The sequence below is a fragment of the Streptomyces sp. yr375 genome (genome assembly GCF_900110755.1).
GTDB lineage: Bacteria > Actinomycetota > Actinomycetes > Streptomycetales > Streptomycetaceae > Streptomyces.
Genome location: NZ_FOFF01000033.1, coordinates 1 through 18,792 on the forward strand (window position 1 = coordinate 1; position 18,792 = coordinate 18,792).

Annotated in this window: 18 protein-coding genes and 1 tRNA gene; 11 read left to right on the forward strand and 8 right to left on the reverse strand. The window is 72.4% G+C overall.

Annotated elements, in window-relative coordinates; translation table 11 throughout:
- Positions 1 to 20 precede the first annotated feature (20 nt).
- A tRNA-Glu gene (locus tag BMZ82_RS26945) sits at positions 21 to 93 on the forward strand.
- Between the two features lie 183 nt (positions 94 to 276).
- On the opposite strand, the gene ndgR is transcribed toward BMZ82_RS26945, so the two are convergent.
- Positions 277 to 993, reverse strand: a complete 717-nt coding sequence (gene ndgR, locus BMZ82_RS26950) for an IclR family transcriptional regulator NdgR (RefSeq protein ID WP_028806673.1) — start codon at positions 991 to 993, stop codon at positions 277 to 279.
- Positions 994 to 1,180: 187 nt separating this feature from the next.
- Between ndgR and leuC the strand changes: the two genes are divergently transcribed.
- From leuC to BMZ82_RS26970, 4 genes are all read left to right on the forward strand, one after another.
- Entirely contained in the window at positions 1,181 to 2,611 is a 1,431-nt protein-coding gene (gene leuC / locus BMZ82_RS26955) for a 3-isopropylmalate dehydratase large subunit (RefSeq protein ID WP_093780000.1), read from the forward strand.
- A 6-nt stretch (positions 2,612 to 2,617) separates the two neighbouring features.
- Positions 2,618 to 3,211, forward strand: coding sequence for a 3-isopropylmalate dehydratase small subunit (gene leuD, locus BMZ82_RS26960; protein WP_093780001.1), 594 nt, complete (start codon positions 2,618 to 2,620; stop codon positions 3,209 to 3,211).
- A gap of 277 nt (positions 3,212 to 3,488) precedes the next feature.
- The gene (locus tag BMZ82_RS26965; protein ID WP_093780002.1) at positions 3,489 to 3,719 is read left to right on the forward strand and encodes an SCO5555 family protein; all 231 of its coding nucleotides are present in this window, start codon (positions 3,489 to 3,491) and stop codon (positions 3,717 to 3,719) included.
- Between the two features lie 138 nt (positions 3,720 to 3,857).
- Positions 3,858 to 4,517: an HU family DNA-binding protein gene (locus tag BMZ82_RS26970; protein WP_093780003.1), complete on the forward strand. Its 660-nt coding sequence runs from the start codon at positions 3,858 to 3,860 to the stop codon at positions 4,515 to 4,517.
- 67 nt (positions 4,518 to 4,584) lie between these two features.
- On the opposite strand, the gene BMZ82_RS26975 is transcribed toward BMZ82_RS26970, so the two are convergent.
- Entirely contained in the window at positions 4,585 to 4,797 is a 213-nt protein-coding gene (locus BMZ82_RS26975) for a hypothetical protein (protein WP_093780004.1), read from the reverse strand.
- Positions 4,798 to 4,806: 9 nt separating this feature from the next.
- On the reverse strand, positions 4,807 to 5,445 hold the full coding sequence (cofC, locus tag BMZ82_RS26980; protein WP_093780005.1) for a 2-phospho-L-lactate guanylyltransferase: 639 nt from the start codon (positions 5,443 to 5,445) through the stop codon (positions 4,807 to 4,809).
- A 163-nt stretch (positions 5,446 to 5,608) separates the two neighbouring features.
- On the opposite strand from cofC, the gene BMZ82_RS26985 reads away from it, so the two are divergent.
- From BMZ82_RS26985 to BMZ82_RS26995, 3 genes are all read left to right on the forward strand, one after another.
- Positions 5,609 to 6,421: a lysophospholipid acyltransferase family protein gene (locus tag BMZ82_RS26985; protein ID WP_093780006.1), complete on the forward strand. Its 813-nt coding sequence runs from the start codon at positions 5,609 to 5,611 to the stop codon at positions 6,419 to 6,421.
- On the forward strand, positions 6,418 to 7,428 hold the full coding sequence (locus BMZ82_RS26990) for an NAD(P)H-dependent glycerol-3-phosphate dehydrogenase (protein WP_093780007.1): 1,011 nt from the start codon (positions 6,418 to 6,420) through the stop codon (positions 7,426 to 7,428). The genes BMZ82_RS26985 and BMZ82_RS26990 overlap by 4 nt, the downstream gene beginning before the upstream one ends.
- A gap of 115 nt (positions 7,429 to 7,543) precedes the next feature.
- Positions 7,544 to 8,701: a D-alanine--D-alanine ligase family protein gene (locus tag BMZ82_RS26995; RefSeq protein WP_093780008.1), complete on the forward strand. Its 1,158-nt coding sequence runs from the start codon at positions 7,544 to 7,546 to the stop codon at positions 8,699 to 8,701.
- Between the two features lie 84 nt (positions 8,702 to 8,785).
- Here BMZ82_RS26995 and BMZ82_RS27000 read toward each other — a convergent pair whose 3' ends face one another.
- Both BMZ82_RS27000 and BMZ82_RS27005 read right to left on the reverse strand, forming a co-directional pair.
- Positions 8,786 to 9,268 carry a DUF3515 domain-containing protein gene (locus BMZ82_RS27000; RefSeq protein WP_093780009.1) on the reverse strand — a complete coding sequence of 161 codons (483 nt, stop codon included), beginning with the start codon at positions 9,266 to 9,268 and terminating at the stop codon, positions 8,786 to 8,788.
- A gap of 20 nt (positions 9,269 to 9,288) precedes the next feature.
- Positions 9,289 to 9,522: an Lrp/AsnC family transcriptional regulator gene (locus BMZ82_RS27005; RefSeq protein ID WP_020128743.1), complete on the reverse strand. Its 234-nt coding sequence runs from the start codon at positions 9,520 to 9,522 to the stop codon at positions 9,289 to 9,291.
- Between the two features lie 206 nt (positions 9,523 to 9,728).
- Here BMZ82_RS27005 and BMZ82_RS27010 point away from each other — a divergent pair, with 206 nt between their 5' ends.
- Positions 9,729 to 10,694 carry a thiamine-phosphate kinase gene (locus BMZ82_RS27010; protein ID WP_093780010.1) on the forward strand — a complete coding sequence of 322 codons (966 nt, stop codon included), beginning with the start codon at positions 9,729 to 9,731 and terminating at the stop codon, positions 10,692 to 10,694.
- On the forward strand, positions 10,691 to 11,485 hold the full coding sequence (gene thiD / locus BMZ82_RS27015; RefSeq protein WP_093780011.1) for a bifunctional hydroxymethylpyrimidine kinase/phosphomethylpyrimidine kinase: 795 nt from the start codon (positions 10,691 to 10,693) through the stop codon (positions 11,483 to 11,485). Before BMZ82_RS27010 ends, thiD begins: the two co-directional genes overlap by 4 nt.
- 135 nt (positions 11,486 to 11,620) lie before the next feature.
- Here thiD and rpmB read toward each other — a convergent pair whose 3' ends face one another.
- Positions 11,621 to 11,806, reverse strand: coding sequence for a 50S ribosomal protein L28 (rpmB, locus tag BMZ82_RS27020; protein ID WP_013000438.1), 186 nt, complete (start codon positions 11,804 to 11,806; stop codon positions 11,621 to 11,623).
- A 255-nt stretch (positions 11,807 to 12,061) separates the two neighbouring features.
- Between rpmB and BMZ82_RS27025 the strand changes: the two genes are divergently transcribed.
- A complete protein-coding gene (locus tag BMZ82_RS27025; protein WP_093780012.1) occupies positions 12,062 to 13,735 on the forward strand; it encodes a DAK2 domain-containing protein in 1,674 nt (557 codons plus the stop codon).
- A gap of 68 nt (positions 13,736 to 13,803) precedes the next feature.
- Here the strand turns inward: BMZ82_RS27025 and BMZ82_RS27030 are convergent, their stop codons facing one another.
- Both BMZ82_RS27030 and BMZ82_RS27035 read right to left on the reverse strand, forming a co-directional pair.
- On the reverse strand, positions 13,804 to 16,779 hold the full coding sequence (locus BMZ82_RS27030; protein WP_093780013.1) for a hypothetical protein: 2,976 nt from the start codon (positions 16,777 to 16,779) through the stop codon (positions 13,804 to 13,806).
- Positions 16,772 to 18,652 carry an HSP90 family protein gene (locus BMZ82_RS27035; protein ID WP_093780014.1) on the reverse strand — a complete coding sequence of 627 codons (1,881 nt, stop codon included), beginning with the start codon at positions 18,650 to 18,652 and terminating at the stop codon, positions 16,772 to 16,774. The genes BMZ82_RS27030 and BMZ82_RS27035 overlap by 8 nt, the downstream gene beginning before the upstream one ends.
- Positions 18,653 to 18,792: the final 140 nt, after the last annotated feature.

The following is an 18,792-nucleotide window of genomic DNA, read 5'->3' on the forward strand; positions in this document are numbered from 1 at the left end:
TGCGGAAACGCAGTGTTCACGCCCCCGTTGTGTAGCGGCCTAGCACGCCGCCCTCTCAAGGCGGTAGCGCCGGTTCGAATCCGGTCGGGGGTACGTGATCGAAAAGCCCCTCGCTTCGGCGGGGGGCTTTTTCGTATGCCAACCGGACGCGGGACAGGGGCGGTTCGGCGTCCCGTGCGTAGCCGGGTCGTGCGTAGCCGAGTGGGAAAAAGGCCGCCGCGGCGTTGAGGCTGCCCTGTTCCCTCGGTCTCTCGGTCGTCGTCCCCCAGGCGGGCGTCAGCCCGTGCGGCGCAGTGCCTCCGACAGGCGGCCCGCCGCGTCGATGACCGCCTGCGCGTGCATCCGGCCCGGGTGCCGGGTCAGCCGCTCGATGGGGCCCGAGACGGAGACGGCCGCCACCACGCGGTTCGAGGGGCCGCGCACGGGAGCCGACACGGACGCGACGCCCGGCTCGCGCTCGCCGATGGACTGCGCCCAGCCCCGGCGCCGTACGCCCGACAGGGCCGTCGCCGTGAAGCGGGCGCCCTGGAGGCCGCGGTGCAGGCGCTCCGGCTCCTCCCAGGCCATCAGGATCTGGGCCGAGGAACCGGCCTTCATCGTGAGCGTCGAACCGACCGGGACCGTGTCCCGAAGGCCGGACAGGCGCTCCGCCGCGGCCACGCAGATACGCATGTCGCCCTGGCGGCGGTAGAGCTGCGCGCTCTCACCCGTGATGTCCCGAAGATGCGTGAGCACCGGGCCCGCCGTGGCCAGCAGGCGGTCCTCGCCGGCGGCCGCGGCCAGCTCGGCCAGCCGGGGGCCCAGAATGAAACGGCCCTGCATGTCGCGCGCCACCATACGGTGGTGTTCCAAAGCCACGGCCAGCCGGTGGGCCGTGGGTCGTGCGAGTCCGGTGGCAGCGACCAAGCCTGCGAGGGTGGCCGGACCGGACTCCAGGGCGCTCAGGACAAGGGCTGCCTTGTCCAGGACGCCGACGCCGCTACTGTTGTCCATGAAACGATACTCCCGTCTCACTCTGTGAAACGCAAGTTCATTTTCCCGTGAGACGCGCAACCCTGGACACATGGCGGCCCGAAGACCGACGGGCCTGGCGGCGGGTGCCCGGATACGGGGCGTGGGCGTCGCCTCCACAAGATCTCTAGTTGGGCCGGTGCGCCATTTGCCGGCCGGAGGGAAAGCGATGGGTAGGACACTCGCGGAGAAGGTCTGGGACGACCACGTCGTCCGGCGCGCCGAGGGCGAGCCCGACCTCCTCTTCATCGATCTGCACCTGCTGCACGAGGTGACCAGCCCGCAGGCCTTCGACGGTCTCCGTCAGGCGGGCCGTCCGGTGCGCCGTCTCGACCTCACCATCGCCACCGAGGATCACAACACCCCGACCCTCGACATCGACAAGCCCATCGCGGACCCGGTCTCCCGCGCCCAACTGGAGACGCTGCGCAAGAACTGCGCCGAGTTCGGGGTCCGGCTGCATCCGCTCGGCGACGTCGAGCAGGGCGTCGTGCACGTCGTCGGCCCGCAGTTGGGTCTGACCCAGCCCGGCATGACCGTCGTCTGCGGCGACTCGCACACCTCCACGCACGGCGCGTTCGGCGCGCTGGCGTTCGGCATCGGCACCTCGCAGGTCGAGCACGTGCTGGCCACCCAGACGCTGCCGCTGGCCCGCCCCAAGACCATGGCGATCACGGTCGACGGCGAGCTGCCCGACGGCGTCACCGCCAAGGACCTGATCCTCGCGATCATCGCCAGGATCGGCACCGGCGGCGGCCAGGGCTACATCCTGGAGTACCGCGGCCCCGCCATCGAGAAGCTCTCGATGGAGGCCCGGATGACCATCTGCAACATGTCGATCGAGGCCGGCGCCCGCGCGGGCATGATCGCCCCCGACGAGACGACCTTCGAGTACATCAAGGGCCGCGCCCACGCCCCCGAGGGCGAGGACTGGGACGCCGCGGTCGCGTACTGGAAGACGCTGAAGACGGACGACGACGCCGAGTTCGACGCCGAGGTCGTCATCGACGGCGCCGCGCTCGCGCCGTTCGTCACCTGGGGCACCAACCCCGGCCAGGGCGCGCCGCTTTCGGCGGACGTCCCCGACCCCGCTTCGTACGAAGACGCTTCGGAGCGCCTCGCCGCCGAAAAGGCCCTGGAATACATGGGGTTGACGGCCGGGCAGCCGCTGCGCTCCATCAACGTGGACACCGTCTTCGTAGGTTCGTGCACCAACGGCCGGATCGAGGACCTGCGCGCCGCCGCCGCGATCGTCGAGGGCCGCAAAGTCGCCGACGGCGTACGGATGCTGGTCGTCCCCGGCTCGGTGCGGGTCGGTCTGCAGGCCGTCTCCGAGGGCCTGGACGTCGTCTTCAAGGACGCCGGCGCCGAATGGCGGCACGCGGGCTGCTCGATGTGCCTCGGCATGAACCCCGACCAGCTCGCGCCGGGGGAGCGCTCCGCGTCCACCTCCAACCGCAACTTCGAGGGCCGGCAGGGCAAGGGCGGTCGTACGCACCTGGTGTCGCCGCAGGTCGCGGCCGCCACGGCCGTCCTGGGCCACCTGGCCTCCCCGGCCGACCTGTCCGACGCCGAGACCCGTACGCCCGCTGGAGTCTGAGAAGCCATGGAAGCATTCACCACGCACACCGGGCGGGCCGTCCCGCTGCGCCGCTCCAACGTCGACACCGACCAGATCATCCCTGCTCACTGGCTCAAGAAGGTCACACGGGACGGGTTCGAGGACGGGCTGTTCGAGGCCTGGCGCAAGGACGAGAACTTCATCCTCAACCGCCCCGAGCGGCAGGGCGCCACGGTGCTGGTCGCCGGCCCCGACTTCGGCACCGGCTCCTCCCGTGAGCACGCCGTCTGGGCGCTGCAGAACTACGGCTTCAAGACCGTGATCTCGTCCCGCTTCGCCGACATCTTCCGCGGCAACTCGCTGAAGAACGGCCTGCTCACGGTAGTGATCGCACAGAGCGTCGTGGACGCGCTGTGGGACCTCACGGAGCGCGACCCGCAGGCCGAGATCACCGTCGACCTCGAGGCCCGCGAGGTGCGCGCCGAGGGCGTCACCGCCCCCTTCGAGCTGGACGAGAACTCCCGCTGGCGGCTGCTGAACGGGCTGGACGACATCTCCATCACCCTCCAGAACGAGGGCGACATCTCCACGTACGAGGCCAAGCGGCCGTCGTACAAGCCGAGGACGCTCCAGGCCTGACCCCGGAGCCTTCGCGAAGGCCCTGGGCAAGTCGAGTTTCGGCCAGCGCGACACCCCCGCCGTACCCCCGATCGGACCGATCGGGGGTACGGCTGTTTCTGCACCCGTTCGGCCCCGAGAACCTTCGCCGTATCTCCCAACTTCCCACGTTAGGAAGGGTGTTGACTGGGTACGCGCAGTGTGTGGGGATGACCGCCGAAAGCGCCCGGACGGCCGTTCGGGGCGGCAGTTGCCCCCTGGGCGGGCGACAACTCGCCCCAGATGGCACAATCTGTGCATGGAACACGACGGCCAACTCGAGCTCTACGCGGCGGTCGCGGACCAACTCAAGGAAGCGCACGCAGCGGTGCGCGCACTGCAAGTCCCGGAGGGCGTACGGATGGCGCTGACCCGGAAGCTGCTGGTCATTACGGCCGCGGCCAAGCACGATCTCGCCGATGCGACAAGGCGTCTGGAGCGGTTCATGGCAGACCTCGAAGACGGGCGAATGCCCGAAGAGGAGCACTGATCGCCTCCGGAGCCGCCGATTTCGTTGCGGCACAAGGGTGATTAGCCCGTTTCGTGTTTGATTTGCGGTATATATCTGCCTAACGTGCGAAAAAGCTTGAACAGTTTCGTTCTGGCTAATGTCTCCGAAGGGGAAGACGTGAACAAGGCGCAGCTCGTAGAAGCGATTGCCGACAAGGTCGGAGGCCGTCAGCAGGCCGCCGAGGCGGTCGACGCGGTCCTGGACGCCATCGTCCGCGCGACCGTCGCCGGAGACCGGGTCTCGGTGACCGGCTTCGGTTCGTTCGAGAAGGTCGACCGGCCCGCCCGTTACGCCCGCAACCCGCAGACGGGTGAGCGGGTTCGGGTCAAGAAGACGTCCGTGCCGCGGTTCCGCGCGGGCCAGGGCTTCAAGGACCTGGTGAGCGGCTCGAAGAAGCTCCCGCGCGGTGGCGAGGTCGCCGTCAAGAAGGCCCCCAAGGGCAGCCTGACCGGCGGTGCTTCCGCGACGGTCAAGAAGGCCGTCGCGAAGAAGGCCGCCCCGTCGACGCGGGCCGCCGCCGCGAAGCGGACCACCGCCGCCGCGAAGAAGACCACCGCGACCGCGAAGAAGACCGCGGCCACGGCCAAGAAGGTCACCGCGAAGAAGGCCACCACCAAGTCGGCGGCGGCGAAGAAGACCACCACCGCGAAGACGGCCGCCGCGAAGAAGACGGCGGCCAAGAAGGCCCCGGCCAAGAAGGCGACCGCCACGAAGGCCCCGGCCAAGAAGTCGACCGCGCGCAAGACCACCGCCAAGAAGGCCACCGCCGCCCGCTAGACACCAGGCAGCGGGGGCACTCACGCGCCGGGCCGGACTCCCTCACGGAGTCCGGCCCGCGGCGTTCTCAGAGCGTCTGGAGCGTCACGAGGGTGATCCGGGGGGCGTCCGCCGCATCCTCGGCCGCCGCCACCTCGATCCGTACCCGCTGGCCGGGCCGCAGCAGCCGCAGCCCGCCCGCGTCGAACGCCGGGGCGTCGAAGGGCAGCGGGGTGCCGTCGTCCAACAGCACCTGTCCGCTGCGCGTGTCGGGGTCGTACGTGTATGCGGTCGCCTGCATGGCGGCAGCCTACTGCCCCGCGATCAGCAGCCGCGCGGCCGCCGCGGCCGTTCGGGGCCCCACGCCCAGGGACAGGGCCGTGCGCAGGTCTTCGCCGGTGTCCACGTCCTGGCGTACGGAATCCACCGCGTCGAGCAGGAGTTCCACCGCTCCGGAAGCGCGGTGGCGGGCGCGGGAATCCGTACCGAATGCGGGGAGCAATTCACGCCCGGCGGCGACGGCGAGAAGTGTGGTGCCGATTGCGGCGGCGTCCGCGAGAAAAGCGCGGGGGAATTCCGCGGCGGCGTCCAGGACCCGGGCCAATTCCACCGGACGCAGCGCCGGCAGATCCGCGTTGAGGGCCGCGAGCGGGGAATCGGGACGCAGTGCGCGCACGGCCGCCGCGCCGTGCGCCAGAGCCGCGTTCAGGCCCGTGCGCGGCTCGCCCGGGACGATGCGGGCGCCCAGGGCGGCCAGGGTGCGTCCGGCCAGCGCGTCGTCCGTGACGACGGCCACATCCCGCACCGCGGGCGAGGCCAGCGCCGCCGCCACGGTGTCCTCGGCGAAGGCGAGGGCGAGGCCGGGGCGCAGTCCGTCGCCGGCGGTGTCCGCGAGTCGGCTCTTGGCCAGCGTCAAGGGCTTCAGGGGTATGACCAAGGTCCACTGCACCGGCGTACCGTTCCTCTCTTGTCGCGGCCATTGTCACCCGGCCCATTCGCCGCTAGGGCGCGCGGGCGTACCGTGTTCTCGACAGACCGGCGGCCCGGGGCGACACTTGTGCGGCCCCAGGCCCGGGAGCAGGCCTTGGGAAGTCCTAGAGGAAGGTGTTCGCGTGCCCCGCCGCAGAATCGGCTTCTGGTACCGCTTCGCAGCGGTCCTCTGCAAACCCTGGCTGGTGGTTCTGATCAAGCGGGACTGGCGCGGAATGGAGCACATTCCGGCCGAGGGCGGATTTATCACCGCGGTGAACCACAATTCACACGTCGACCCCTTCGCGTACGCGCACTTCCAGTACAACACCGGCCGGGTGCCGCGATTCCTGGCGAAGAGCGCCCTGTTCAGGGACGGGTTCGTCGGCGCCGCGATGCGCGGCACCGGACAGATCCCCGTCTACCGCGAGTCCACGGACGCGCTCAGCGCCTTCCGCGCCGCGATCGACGCCGTGGAGCGCGGCGAGTGCGTCGCGTTCTACCCCGAGGGCACCCTGACCCGCGACCCCGACGGCTGGCCCATGACCGCCAAGACCGGTGCCGCGCGCGTCGCCCTGCAGACCAGGTGCCCGGTGATCCCGGTCGCCCAGTGGGGCGTCAACGAACTGCTCCCGCCCTACGCGAAGAAGCCCGACGTCCTGCCGCGCAAGACGCACCATGTGCTCGCCGGGCCGCCGGTGGACCTCTCGCGGTTCTACGGCCGGGAGATGACCCCGGATCTCCTGAAGGAGGCGACGGAGGTCATCATGGCCACCGTCACCGCGCTGCTGGAGGAGATCCGGGGCGAGAAGGCACCCGAGACGCCCTACGACCCGCGCCTGGAGCGGATCGAGCAGCGCCGCCGCACCCGCGCGGAGACCACCGCGCACACCGGTGCGGACGCCGGCGCCGAGACGGGTGCGGAGATCAGTCACGAGGGGGAGAACAGCAAGTGAGCAAGTCCGTGAAGGCGGCCGTCTTCGGTACCGGATCCTGGGGGACCGCCTTCGGCACGGTCCTCGCCGACGCGGGCTGCGAGGTGACGCTGTGGGCGCGCCGCCCCGAGCTGGCCGACGCGGTCAACTCCACGCGCAGCAACCCCGACTACCTCCCCGGCGTCGAACTCCCGCGCAACCTGCGGGCCACCGCCGACCCGGCCGAGGCGGCCCGCGACGCCGACTTCACCGTCCTCGCGATCCCCTCGCAGACCCTGCGCGCCAACCTCGCCGACTGGGCGCCGCTGCTCGCCCCGGACACCGTCCTGGTGTCGCTGATGAAGGGCGTCGAGCTCGGTACGACCATGCGGATGAGCGAGGTCATCGAGGACGTCGCCAAGGTCGGCCCGGGCCGTATCGCCGTGGTCACCGGGCCCAACCTCGCCAAGGAGATCGCCTCCCGCAGGCCGGCCGCCGCCGTGGTCGCCTGCACCGACGAGGCCGTCGCGCGGCGGCTCCAGGCCGCCTGCCACACGCCGTACTTCCGCCCGTACACCAACACCGACGTGGTGGGCTGCGAGCTGGGCGGCGCGGTGAAGAACGTGATCGGCCTCGCGGTCGGCATCGCGGACGGCATGGGGCTCGGCGACAACGCCAAGGGCTCGCTGATCACGCGCGGGCTCGCCGAGACCACCCGGCTGGGCCTGGCGATGGGCGCGGACCCGCTCACCTTCGCCGGTCTCGCCGGGCTCGGCGACCTGGTGGCGACCTGCTCCTCGCCGCTGTCGCGCAACCACACCTTCGGCACCAACCTCGGCAAGGGCATGACCTTGCAGGAGACCATCGCGGTCACCCGGCAGACCGCCGAGGGCGTCAAGTCCTGCGAGTCGGTGCTGGATCTGGCCCGGCGGCACGGCGTCGACATGCCCATCACCGAGACGGTCGTCGGCATCGTCCACGAGGGCAAGCCTCCGGTGGTCGCGCTCAAGGAGCTGATGTCGCGCAGCGCGAAGCCCGAACGACACTGAGCGAACCCCGACGGGGCCTTCGGCGCGACCCTGTGACGCAACCCGGGGGAACCCTGAGGAACCTGGGGGACGGACGCTGACTCGCGGCATTGCCACCGGGTACTCTCAACCCGATATGAGCACCGAGAACCTCCCCCAGAGCCCTCAGCAGCCCATCCGCAAGCCGCGGGTGGCCGTCGTCTTCGGCGGCCGCAGCTCCGAGCACGGGATCTCCGTGGTCACCGCGGGCGCGGTCCTCAGGGCCATCGACCGGACCAAGTACGAGGTCCTGCCGATCGGCATCACGCGCGAGGGCCGCTGGTTCCTCACCGCCGACGAGCCCGAGCGGATGGCGATCACCGACCGCCGCACGCCCGACGTCGACGAACTCGCCGAGTCGCGGGACGGCGGCGTGCTGCTCCCCGTCGACCCCGCCAACCGCGAAGTCGTCTACTACGAGGCCGGATCGGTGCCCAAGGCGCTCGGCGAGGTCGACGTCGTCTTCCCGGTGCTGCACGGCCCCTACGGGGAGGACGGCACGCTCCAGGGCCTGCTGGAGCTCTCCGGGGTGCCGTACGTGGGTTCGGGTGTGCTCGCCTCGGCCGTCGGCCAGGACAAGGAGTACATGAAGCGGGTGTTCACCTCCTTCGGGCTCAAGGTCGGCCCGTACGTGGTGATCCGGCCGCGCGAGTGGGAGCGGGACGAGTCGGCGGCCCGCAAGGAGATCGTCGACTTCGCGGGCGAGCACGGCTGGCCGCTCTTCGTGAAGCCCGCGCGCGCGGGTTCGTCGATCGGCATCACCAAGGTCGACGACCTGGCAGGGCTCGACGAGGCGATCGCCGAGGCCCAGCGGCACGACCCGAAGATCCTGGTGGAGGCGGCGCTGCGGGGCCGCGAGATCGAGTGCGGCGTCCTGGAGTTCGAGGACGGCCCCCGCGCCTCCGTCCCGGCCGAGATCCCGCCGCCGGACGCGCACGCGTACTACGACTTCGACGCCAAGTACATCGACTCGACCCCGGGGATCGTCCCGGCGCCGCTCACCCCCGAGGAGACGGCGGACGTCCGGCGGCTCGCGGTGGACGCCTTCGAGGCGGCGTCCTGCGAGGGCCTGGTGCGCGCGGACTTCTTCCTCACGGAGGACGGCGAGTTCGTCATCAACGAGATCAACACGATGCCCGGCTTCACGCCGATCTCCATGTACCCGAAGATGTGGCAGGCGGCCGGGATCGCCTACCCGGAGCTGGTGGACCGCCTGGTGCAGGCGGCGCTGCGCAGGTCGACGGGGCTGCGTTGATCTTGGGCTGATCCGGAGCGGATCCAGTGTCGATCTTGCTCCGGTTCGCCTCGGGCACTGCCCCCGCGCCGCTGCGGTGTCGGTCTAGTCGGCGATCCCTTCGGGGATCGCCTTCTTGATGGCGGGGGCCAGGTCGACGAGCGGCGCCATGCCGTTTTCCGTGCGGTCCTTGGGGATCGTCACCTCGACGTACGCCCGGCGCAGGGTCGTGGTGAACCGGAACGACCCCCCGTCCCGCTTCTCCAGCAGCCAGCCCACCCCGTTCACCTCGACTCCGTCGGCCTGGGGGTCGAGCATCTTCTCGGGTCGTTCGACACCGCAGCGCAGTATGATCGCCGGGTTCCCCCAGCCCGAGGTCAGCGCGGACTCGGGCGAGGGATCCCGGCGGCCGAGATCGTCCACGGTGGACGGCAGCGCCTTGTCCAGGTTCCGGCACAGCCCGGTGACCGTCGCCGAGGGACTGGGAACCGCTGCCGCCGTCTCACCGTCTGCTGAGGAGCAGCCCGCCACGGCGAGCAACAGGGCGAGCGAGGGCAGGCCGAAGGGCCGGTGACGGAAAGGGTTCACCGGCCAAGGTTAGACGGGGGCTACAGATGCACGACCGGGCAGGTCAGGGTACGGGTGATCCCGTCCACCTGCTGGACCTTGGCGACCACCATCCGGCCGAGGTCGTCCACCGTGTCGGCCTGGGCCCGCACGATCACGTCGTAGGGTCCCGTCACGTCCTCGGCCTGGACGACGCCAGGAATCTTGCCGATCTCCTCGGCTACGGTCGACGCCTTGCCGACCTCGGTCTGGATCAGGATGTACGCCTGTACCACGGAACCTCCAGGGCGGCCACGAGGATCATGTGGGGAAAAGGAACGCCACGGTATCGCGTCGCCGCTCGCCACGGGGAGACTCGCGCGGCCCACGACTTGCGCGCCGGGGTGCAGGCACGACAGAAGTTGACGGCTCTCTCGACCGTATCGAGGACACTGGTTATGCGCGACCGGGCACGGACAGGTACAGAAGGGGCCAAAGGGCAATGAAGGGCACTGTTGGTGAACTCGGCGAGTTCGGGCTCATCAGGGAGCTCACCTCCCGTCTCACCACCACCCCCGCGGTCCGGGTCGGCCCCGGCGACGACGCCGCGGTGGTCGCCGCGCCCGACCGGCGGGTGGTGGCCAGCACCGACATCCTGCTGGAGGGCCGGCACTTCCGCCGCGACTGGTCCACGGCCTACGACGTCGGCCGCAAGGCCGCCGCGCAGAACCTCGCCGACATCGCCGCCATGGGCGCGGTGCCGACGGCCCTGCTGCTCGGCCTCGTCGTGCCCGCCGAGCTGCCGGTCACCTGGCCGTCCGAGCTGATGGACGGGCTGCGCGACGAGTGCCATGTCGCCGGCGCCTCCGTGGTCGGCGGCGACGTCGTACGGGGCGACACGATCATGGTGTCGATCACCGCGCTCGGCGATCTGCGCAACCAGGAGCCGGTCACCCGGGGCGGCGCCCAGCCCGGCGACCTGGTCGCGGTGACCGGCTGGCTGGGCTGGTCGGCGGCCGGGTACGCGGTGCTGTCCCGCGGCTTCCGCTCGCCCCGCGCCTTCGTCGAGGCCCACCGCCGCCCCGAGCCGCCGTACCACGCGGGTCCGGCGGCGGCGGGGCTCGGCGCGACGGCGATGTGCGACGTCAGCGACGGGCTGATCGCCGACCTCGGGCACATCGCCGAGGCCAGCAAGGTCCGCATCGACATCCGCTCCGGCGCGATCGACGTCCCGACGCAGATGTACGACATCGGGCAGGCCGTCGGCGTCGACCCCATCCAGTGGGTGCTGACCGGGGGCGAGGACCACGCGATCGTGGCGACCTTCCCGCCGGACGTGAAGCTGCCCGCCCGCTGGAAGGTGATCGGCGAGGTCCTCAACCCGTCCGCGCTGCCCCAGGTGACGGTCGACGGCGCGCCCTGGACCGCCAAGGGCGGCTGGGACCACTTCGGGGACCTGGAGCAGTGAGGCCCAGGGTTCTGACGGTGGCCGGCTCCGACTCCGGTGGCGGGGCCGGGATCCAGGCCGACCTGAAGACGATGCTCGCGCTCGGCGTGCACGGCATGAGCGTGCTCACGGCGGTCACCGCGCAGAACTCCCTTGGCGTGCAGGGGGCTTGGGAGCTGCCGGTGGCGGCGGTGCGGTCGCAGTACCGCAGCGTCGTCGACGACATCGGCGTGCAGGCGGTGAAGACGGGCATGCTGGCCTCCGCCGAACTCGTGGAGACGGTCGCCGAGTTGATCGCCGGCACGGACGCTCCGGTGGTCGTCGACCCGGTCGGCGTCTCCAAGCACGGCGACCCGCTGCTGGCGGCCTCCGCGCTGGACTCCGTACGCACGAGGCTGCTGCCGGCCGCGACCGTCGCCACCCCGAACCTCGACGAGGTCGCCCAACTGACGGGCGTGCGGGTCGAGTCGGAGGACCAGTTGAGGGCCGCTGCGGCCGCCGTGCTGGCCTACGGGCCGCGGTGGGTGCTGATCAAGGGCGGCCATCTCCCCGGCGACGCCGTGGACCTGCTGACGGACGGCGTCGAGGAGCACTGGCTGCGCGCCCCGAGGTACGACAACCGTCACACGCACGGCACCGGCTGCACGCTCGCGTCCGCGATCGCGTCGTACCTGGCGATGGGGCGGTCCGTCCCGGAGGCGGTGCGGGCGGCCAAGGCGTACGTCACCGGGGCGATCGCCGCCGGGTTCGCCCTCGGCGCGGGGATCGGCCCCGTGGATCACGGCTGGGATCTCACCCGGGGCACGTCCTGACCCGGTCCTGGGCCGGTCCTGAGCCGCTGAATTGGCACAGCGGAGCCGCCGAACGGGCATAGCAGAAAGCCGGCCCACACGAGGTGGACCGGCTCTATGCAGCGAACCAGCAGTGGCCGCGCACTTAGCTGTGCGTCAGCGCGAGACCTTGCCGGCCTTGATGCACGAGGTGCAAGCGTTCACGCGCTTCGGCGTCCCGCCGACCACGGTACGGACGCGCTGGATGTTCGGGTTCCAGCGACGGGACGTACGGCGGTGCGAGTGCGAGATGTTGTTGCCGAAGCTCGGCCCCTTGCCACAGACGTCGCAGTTGGCAGCCACGGGTCACTCCAAAGACTTCAGATGCACTTACGGTTGATCCCGGCATGCCGGGATCAGGATCGGAGGATCTGAAGTGGCGGTGCCAGGGGGGAGAGCCCGACGGGATCGGGCAACCGGAGCAGCATACAACGACTGCGCCAGTAGAACGAAACTACCATGGCTGCTCAGGGCCCCTGGACCAGCCCCCACCTGTTTCCGGTGGACACCGCCCCGGGGTCTACGCTGCGACCAGTCCAGCCGCTCAAGGAGGCGCAGGTGGCGCAGGTGCCGCAGACATTCTTCGATGCTCTCGCGGTGCGCACCTGGTGCGGCCTCGCGCTCACGGCGCTTGGCCGGGCGCGCGAGGAGATCGACGCGATCAACGTCTACCCGGTCGCGGACGGGGACACCGGCACCAACCTGTATCTGACCGTCGAGTCGGCGGCGACCGCCGTCGAGGCCGTGTTCGCCGGGCAGCCCTCCCTGGGCGACGCCGCGCGCGCGATGGCGCACGGTGCGCTCATAGGGGCGCGCGGGAACTCGGGGACGATCCTGGCGCAGTTGCTGCGCGGCATGGCCCAGGTGCTCGCCGCCGAGGGCGACGCCTCCCACACCGACGGTGACGGGCTGCGGCTGGCCCTTCGGCACGCGGCCGACTCCGCCCGCCAGGCCGTCGCCCATCCCGTCGAGGGCACCGTCCTGACGGTCGCCTCGGCCGCCGCCGACGCGGCCGCGGGAGCGGAGGGCGACTGCGGGGCGGTCGCCAGGGCGGCCTACCAGGGGGCGTGCGCGGCGCTCGCCGCGACCCCGGGGCAGTTGGCCGTCCTGGAGCAGGCCGGCGTCGTGGACGCGGGCGGGCGGGGCCTGGTGGCGGTCCTCGGGGCACTGGTGGAGACGTTCACGGGGGAGGCGCCGGGACTCACCGGGGCCGTGGCCGGTTCCGGTTCCGGATCCGGTTTCGGTTCCGGGGTGCACGCGCGCGTGGAGGAAGTGGCGGAGTGCGTCGACGGGGCGGACGGCGAGGGTGGTCCCGCGTTCGAGGTGATCTACCTCCTTAAGGCGGACGACGCGGCCGTGACGCGGCTGCGGCAGCGGCTGGACGCCCTGGGCGACTCGCTCGTCGTGGTCGGCGGCGACGGCCTGTGGAACGTCCATGTGCATGTGGACGACGCGGGCGCGGCCGTCGAGGCGGGCGTCGAGGCGGGCCGGCCCTACCGGATCCGCATCACGCACTTCGGGGTCGGCGACGCGCACACGCGTGGGGGTGAGCGTGCGCCCCGTGAGCGCGTCCAGCGCGCGGTCGTCGCCGTCGTGCCCGGCGAGGGCCTGGCCGGGCTGTACGCCGAGGCGGGCGCGACCACCGTGCTCGCGCGCCCGGGGGAGCCGCCCGCCAGCGGGGAGCTCGTCGAGGCCGTACGACGGGCCCACGCGCGCGAGGTCGTGCTGCTGCCCAACGACGCCGATCTGCGGCACACCGCCGCCGCGGCCGCCGAGCAGGCCCGCACGGAGGGCATCCGGGTGGCGCTGATCCCGACCCGCTCCGCGGTCCAGGGGATCGCCGCGCTCGCCGTGCACGAGCCGGACCGCCGCTTCGACGAGGACGTCGTCTCGATGACCTCGGCGGCCGGCGCCACCCGCTACGCCGAGGTCGTCGTCGCCGAGCGCCAGTCGTGGACCATGGCCGGCATCTGCCAGGCCGGCGACGTCCTCGGGCTCATCGACGGCGACGTGGCCGTCATCGGCTCCGACGTCACCGCCACCGCCGAGGTCGTCCTGAACCGGATGCTGGCGGCGGGCGGCGAACTCGTCACCCTCGTCCTCGGCGACGAGGCCCCCCAGGGCGTCGCCGAACACCTGGAGGCACGGGTACGGGAGGCCTATCTCGCCGTCGACACGGTGGTGTACCGGGGCGGGCGGCAGGGGTCGCTGGTGTTGGTCGGGGTGGAGTAGGCCGCAGGGCGGAGTTCGGTGGGCCGGGGTTGCGTGGGGGCGGGCGCCCCCGACCCTCACGGGATCGGTCAACGATCCTTTTGTTCCTCCGTCGCCTGCAACAACTGCTCCGCCTCGGCCCGCCGCGCCCGAGCCGTCCCGCCGTCCCCCTCGTCGCCCTCCTCGGCACCGGCACCGTCCTCGGCGTCCGCGTAGGCCCTCAGCACCGCACGCGCGCGTGCCGCCGCCTCCTTGGGGCGTCCGAGGTCCGTCTCCAGCCAGCCCGCGGCCAGCTCGGCTCCGGTCCGGGCGGACAGGGCGCTGTCGCCCAGGGCGACGAACACCGCGACGGCCTCGGACATCTGGGACAGCGCGTCGTCCAGGGCGGCCCGGATCGAGTCGTCGTCCGCGTCGTCGGCGGCGGACCGGGCCAGCAGGTCGCCGAACTGGCGGTGCGTGTGGCCGAGTTCGGCGACGAGCCGCAGGCGCGCCTCGTCGTCGTCCGCCGCGTCGAACGCGTCCGCGCACTGCTCCACGGCGCTCGTCATCAGGTCGCGCGCCGCCTGCGTACCGTCCTCGGTACGCAGCGCGAGCCACGCGCGGGCGCGCAGGGAGCGGACCAGCCCGTGGACGTTGCCGAGGCCGCGCCACAGCTCGCCCGCGCGGGCGTAGGCCTGGTCCGCCTCGGTGTGCAGGCCGGCCTGGCCGAGCGACTCGGCGGCCAGGTGGGCGAGGGTGGCGTGGTCGTGCTGCTCGGGCCAGTGCCGGGCCAGCTCGGCGGCCTGCAACCGGCGTTCGGCGGCGTCCCGGTGGTCCCCGAGCTCGCTCAGGCAGTCGCCGAGCCACCACTGCGTCTGGACGACCGCGCCGTCGCCGTGCGTCTCGGCGGTCAGGTCCGCGAGCGCCGACTCCAGCACCTCCGCGGCCTCGGCCCAGCGGCCCAGCCGCACCAGGAACCCGCCGAGCTGGTGCCGCGCCCACGCACCGAACGTCGGGCCCGCGCCCGCCTCGTCGGCCCAGTGCGCCGCCTCCAGGGCGTGTTCCGCGGCCTCCTCGGCCTGTCCCCGGCCCCCGACGACCTCGGCGAGCTGGAGATGCAGTTGGGCCCGCCCGACGGCCTCCAGGAACGGCCCGCCGTGCTCCAGGGCGGCCCGCAGCGCCCGCTCCGCCTCCACCATGTCGCCCAGTTGGTGGGCGAGACCGGCCAACCGGGCCTCGTACTCCACGGCGAACCACGGCAGACCCGCCTCGACGAACTCCGCCGCGGCCCGCGCGAACCGCTCCGCGCCCGCCTCCGGATCCCCGGCGCACGTGGCCAGCTCGGCGAGCATCGCGTGCCCCTCGGCGACCCGCGCGGCCAGCCGTACGTCGGCGCCGGTGCGGCCGTCCACCAGCGCCAGCAGCTCGCGTACGGCCGCCTCCGCCTGGGTCACCACCGTGGCCGGCACCGGCCCGTCGGCCTCGTGGACGCGCCGCATCAGGATCCGCGCCCGCCCCATCAGCACGCCCGCCGCCTGCGGCACCTCGGTACCGCCGTCGGCGTACAGCGCGAGGACCTGGTCGTACGGGTCGGCGACCGCCTCGAGCGCCTCGTCGACCTCGCCGGCCAGCGCACGGACGTACGCGGCACGCGCGCGTGCGGCCAGCGCCTCGCCGGGGTCGCCCGCCTCCGCGTACAGCCCGGCGGCCTGCTCGAACGTTTCCGCGCCCGCCGGGCCCAGCCCGATCGCCTCGTGGTCGGCGATCTCCGCGCGGTCCCGCGCCGCCAGCTCCACCCCCGCCGACTCCCCGGCCAGCCGCGCCACCCGCGCCCACGCCTCCACGGCGTGCGGTTGGAGGGTGTCCGACAGCCGCCGGGCCTCGACGAGCAGCGCCGCCAGATCCGGTTCGGCGGCCTCCGGGACCGGAGCCGGAGCCGGGGCCGGTGACACCGGTGCCGTGGCGGCCGGGCGGGTCGCCCGCACCCCCAGGGGCAACCGCTCCACCAGGGGCCGCTGCGCCATCCGCGCGCGTGCCCGCTCACTGACGTACGCCGTGCCGTTGCGCTCGTCGAAGCGCGCCGCCAGCGCGAGGGCCTCCACGCGCGCGTGCGCCGCGAGTTCGACGGCCGTCCACTCCCGCCCGGCCGCCCCGGGCACCCGCTGACCGCCGAGCCCGAGCTCCGTCAGCCGCTCCATGAGCAGCACCACGACGCTCAGGAACTCCAGCCTGCTGCGCGGCTGTCCCTCGTCCGTGAAGTACGCCGGCCGCTCCGCGAGCAGCTCCAGGCCCCGCGCCTCGTTGCCGGTCAGCGCGCAGAACTCGACGTGGTCCGCGTAGGCGCCCCGCATGCTCTCCATGGGCCGCACCAGCCGGAAACCCCGCAGATGGTGCGCGCGGGCCTCCTCCAGGCGGCCCAGCCGCAACAGCGGCAGCAGCGACGACGCGAGCACCGTGTGCGGCTCGTGCGCGCACGTGTACGCGCCCTCCAGGACCGGCGCCCACACCTCCAGCGCCACCGCGTCCCGGCCCCGCTCCGCCTGCCACCAGCCCTGCCCGTGCAGCTCGCACGCGTGGCAGTCGGCCATGGTGTCCCGGTCCGCCGCCAGCCACGCGGCGAACGCCCGCTCGGCCCGCGCCACGTCCCCCACATGCACCGCCACACTGAACTCGGCGCTGCGCACCGCCCGTTCGGAGTGCCCGGCGAGCCGGTAGCGGTGCTCCATCTCGCCGAGCCACTTCTCCACCGACGCCAGCGGCACGTGCGGCTGGTCGAGCATGCCGGCCGACACCCACTTGAAGACCCAGTGCAGCGAGTGCGTCTCGTACTCGTCGAAGTCCTCTGGCCGTTCGTCCCACAGGCGCAGCAGCCGCGCGAAGGGGACGAACATCTTCGCCTTCTCGGAGCTGTAGTTGTAGACCTTCAACTGGTGCCCGAGCGCCTCGATCACGGCGAGCGGGACGCTCAGCCTCTCCGCCTCCAGCAGCAACTGCTCCGCGCGCGCGTTGCGGGCCGGCCCCTCCGGCTGCTCGCCGTTCTCCGCCAGCGCCCGGCGGAGGGAGTCGAAATCCGTGATCTCACTCATCAGTGGTCCCCTGCTGCCCCTCTGTCGACTCCCCGTGCCCCGGCTCCCCCTGCGCGGCCGCCCCGTGCGTCGCCCACTCCAGGAGACCGATGAACGCCCGGTTCAGCAGCGCCGAGTCCGCGGGCCGCAGCGGGCGTTGCGCCATCAGCAGCGCCTGCCCGTACAGGGACTCCGTGGCGGTGCCGATCAGTTCCGGCTCGTTCAGCGAACTGATCCGCCGGATCAGCGGGTTGAGATGGTTGAGCACCAGCCGCGCGCGCGGGGCGCTGCCGCGCAGCGAGCCCAGGATGCCCGCCCACAGGTCGTCGGCCTGCTCCTCGGCCTGCGCCCGCGCCTGTTCGTGCCGGGCCGCCCGGTCGTCGAGATGCAGCGCCGGCACCGACAACGGATGGAAGGCCCGCAGGACGACGTCACAGCCCAGCGGGTCGAGCTTCGCCCGCGCGGCCGCCAGGAAGCCCGCCAGCGCCAGCTCGTCGGCCGGGTCGACGCCGTCCAGGTGCGCGGTCACGGTGTCCGCGTCCAGCTCGGCGACCGCCGTCCCCGGCCGCACCGACGGCAGCGCCTCGACCAGCTCGCTGTCGTACGTGTAACCGCCGTTGATCACCCCGACGCCCTGCGCGGACGCGATCGGAGCGACCTGCCGGTACTCCTCCACGGTCCGCGTGAAGTGCACCACCGGGTGCCGCTGCGCGAACTCCTCCAGCGACAGCCGCCCGTCGGTCGTCTCGAAGGGCAGCCACGGCAGCATCGTGCGCAGCATCTCCTTGTCGTGCCGCGCCAGCGACTTCACACCCAGGTGGTGCACCGCGAGGAAGGCCGCGAGCCGCTCCGGATCACCGGCCGCCAGACCCGTCAGCCACGACCGGATCCGCTCCCCGAGCGCCTCCCGTACGGCGGCCAGCGTCTCGTCCTCGTACAGCGACTCGCGCGAGGCCGTCGGCCGCAGACTGTCGGTGTCCAGGACGCAGCGCACGAAGAACGCCCAGTCGGGCAGCAGTTGCTCGCCCCGCTCGGTCAGCAGCATGCCCTTGAGATGCACCCGGTGACCGGCGCGCTGCGCGGGGCTGACCGCCGACGGCAGCACGTACGCCACCCCGCGGATCCCCGCCAGCGGCACGTTCAGCTCGACCGAGTCCAACGGCGTGAACCCGAACAGCGCGTGACAGTGCCGGGCCAGCGCCACCCGCCGGTTGGCGGGGGAGGCGTACGCCCGGTCCCAGGGCGCCGGCAGATCGGTGACCGCCTCCTCGCCGACCCGGACGTCGTACGGCAGCAGCGACCCGAACTCCCGGGCCAGCGCCAGCACCCGCGGCTCGGCGAGCCACTCCCCGGCGCCGGCCCGCGCCACCAGATGCACCGTGGTGCCCGGCTCGGGCCGCGCCTCGTGGGGCAGCGTCCGCACGGTGTACGAACCGTCGTCGCGCGCCGTCCACTCCACGGGCGGCGCGTCCGGCGTACGGGCGCTGCGGCTGACCACGCGGATCCGCTCGGCGACCACGAAACAGGCCAGCAGCCCGATGCCGAACTGGCCGAGGAAGTCCGAACGCACGCCGTGCAGCCCCTCGGCCCGCTTGGAACTGCGCCCGATCGTGGCCAGCAGGTTGTGCACGTCGGCCTCGGTGAGCCCGACGCCGGAGTCCTCCACCCGCAGCCGGCCGCCCGCCGCGAACAACCGCACCCGCGCCGGGGCTTCGGGCTCCTCGGTGCGCCGGGCGGTGATCGCGTCCACGGCGTTCTGCAGCAGTTCGCGCAGGTAGACCCGGGGACTGGAGTAGAGGTGATGGGACAGCAGGTCCACGAGACCACGCAGGTCGACCTGGAAGGTGTGAGGTGACGGAGATGCCTGGGATGACGGTGAGGTCTGGGAGTCCATCGCTGCAGCGCCGCGGGCTGGGGGAGAAGCACGGCGCGGGGTCGGGCGGTCCCGTTGGGGCGGTGACCGCGGATGATGGCCGGAGCGCGCCATCCTAGAGCCCGAACGAGCCGTCTGACCAGGACTTTCAGGACACGTAT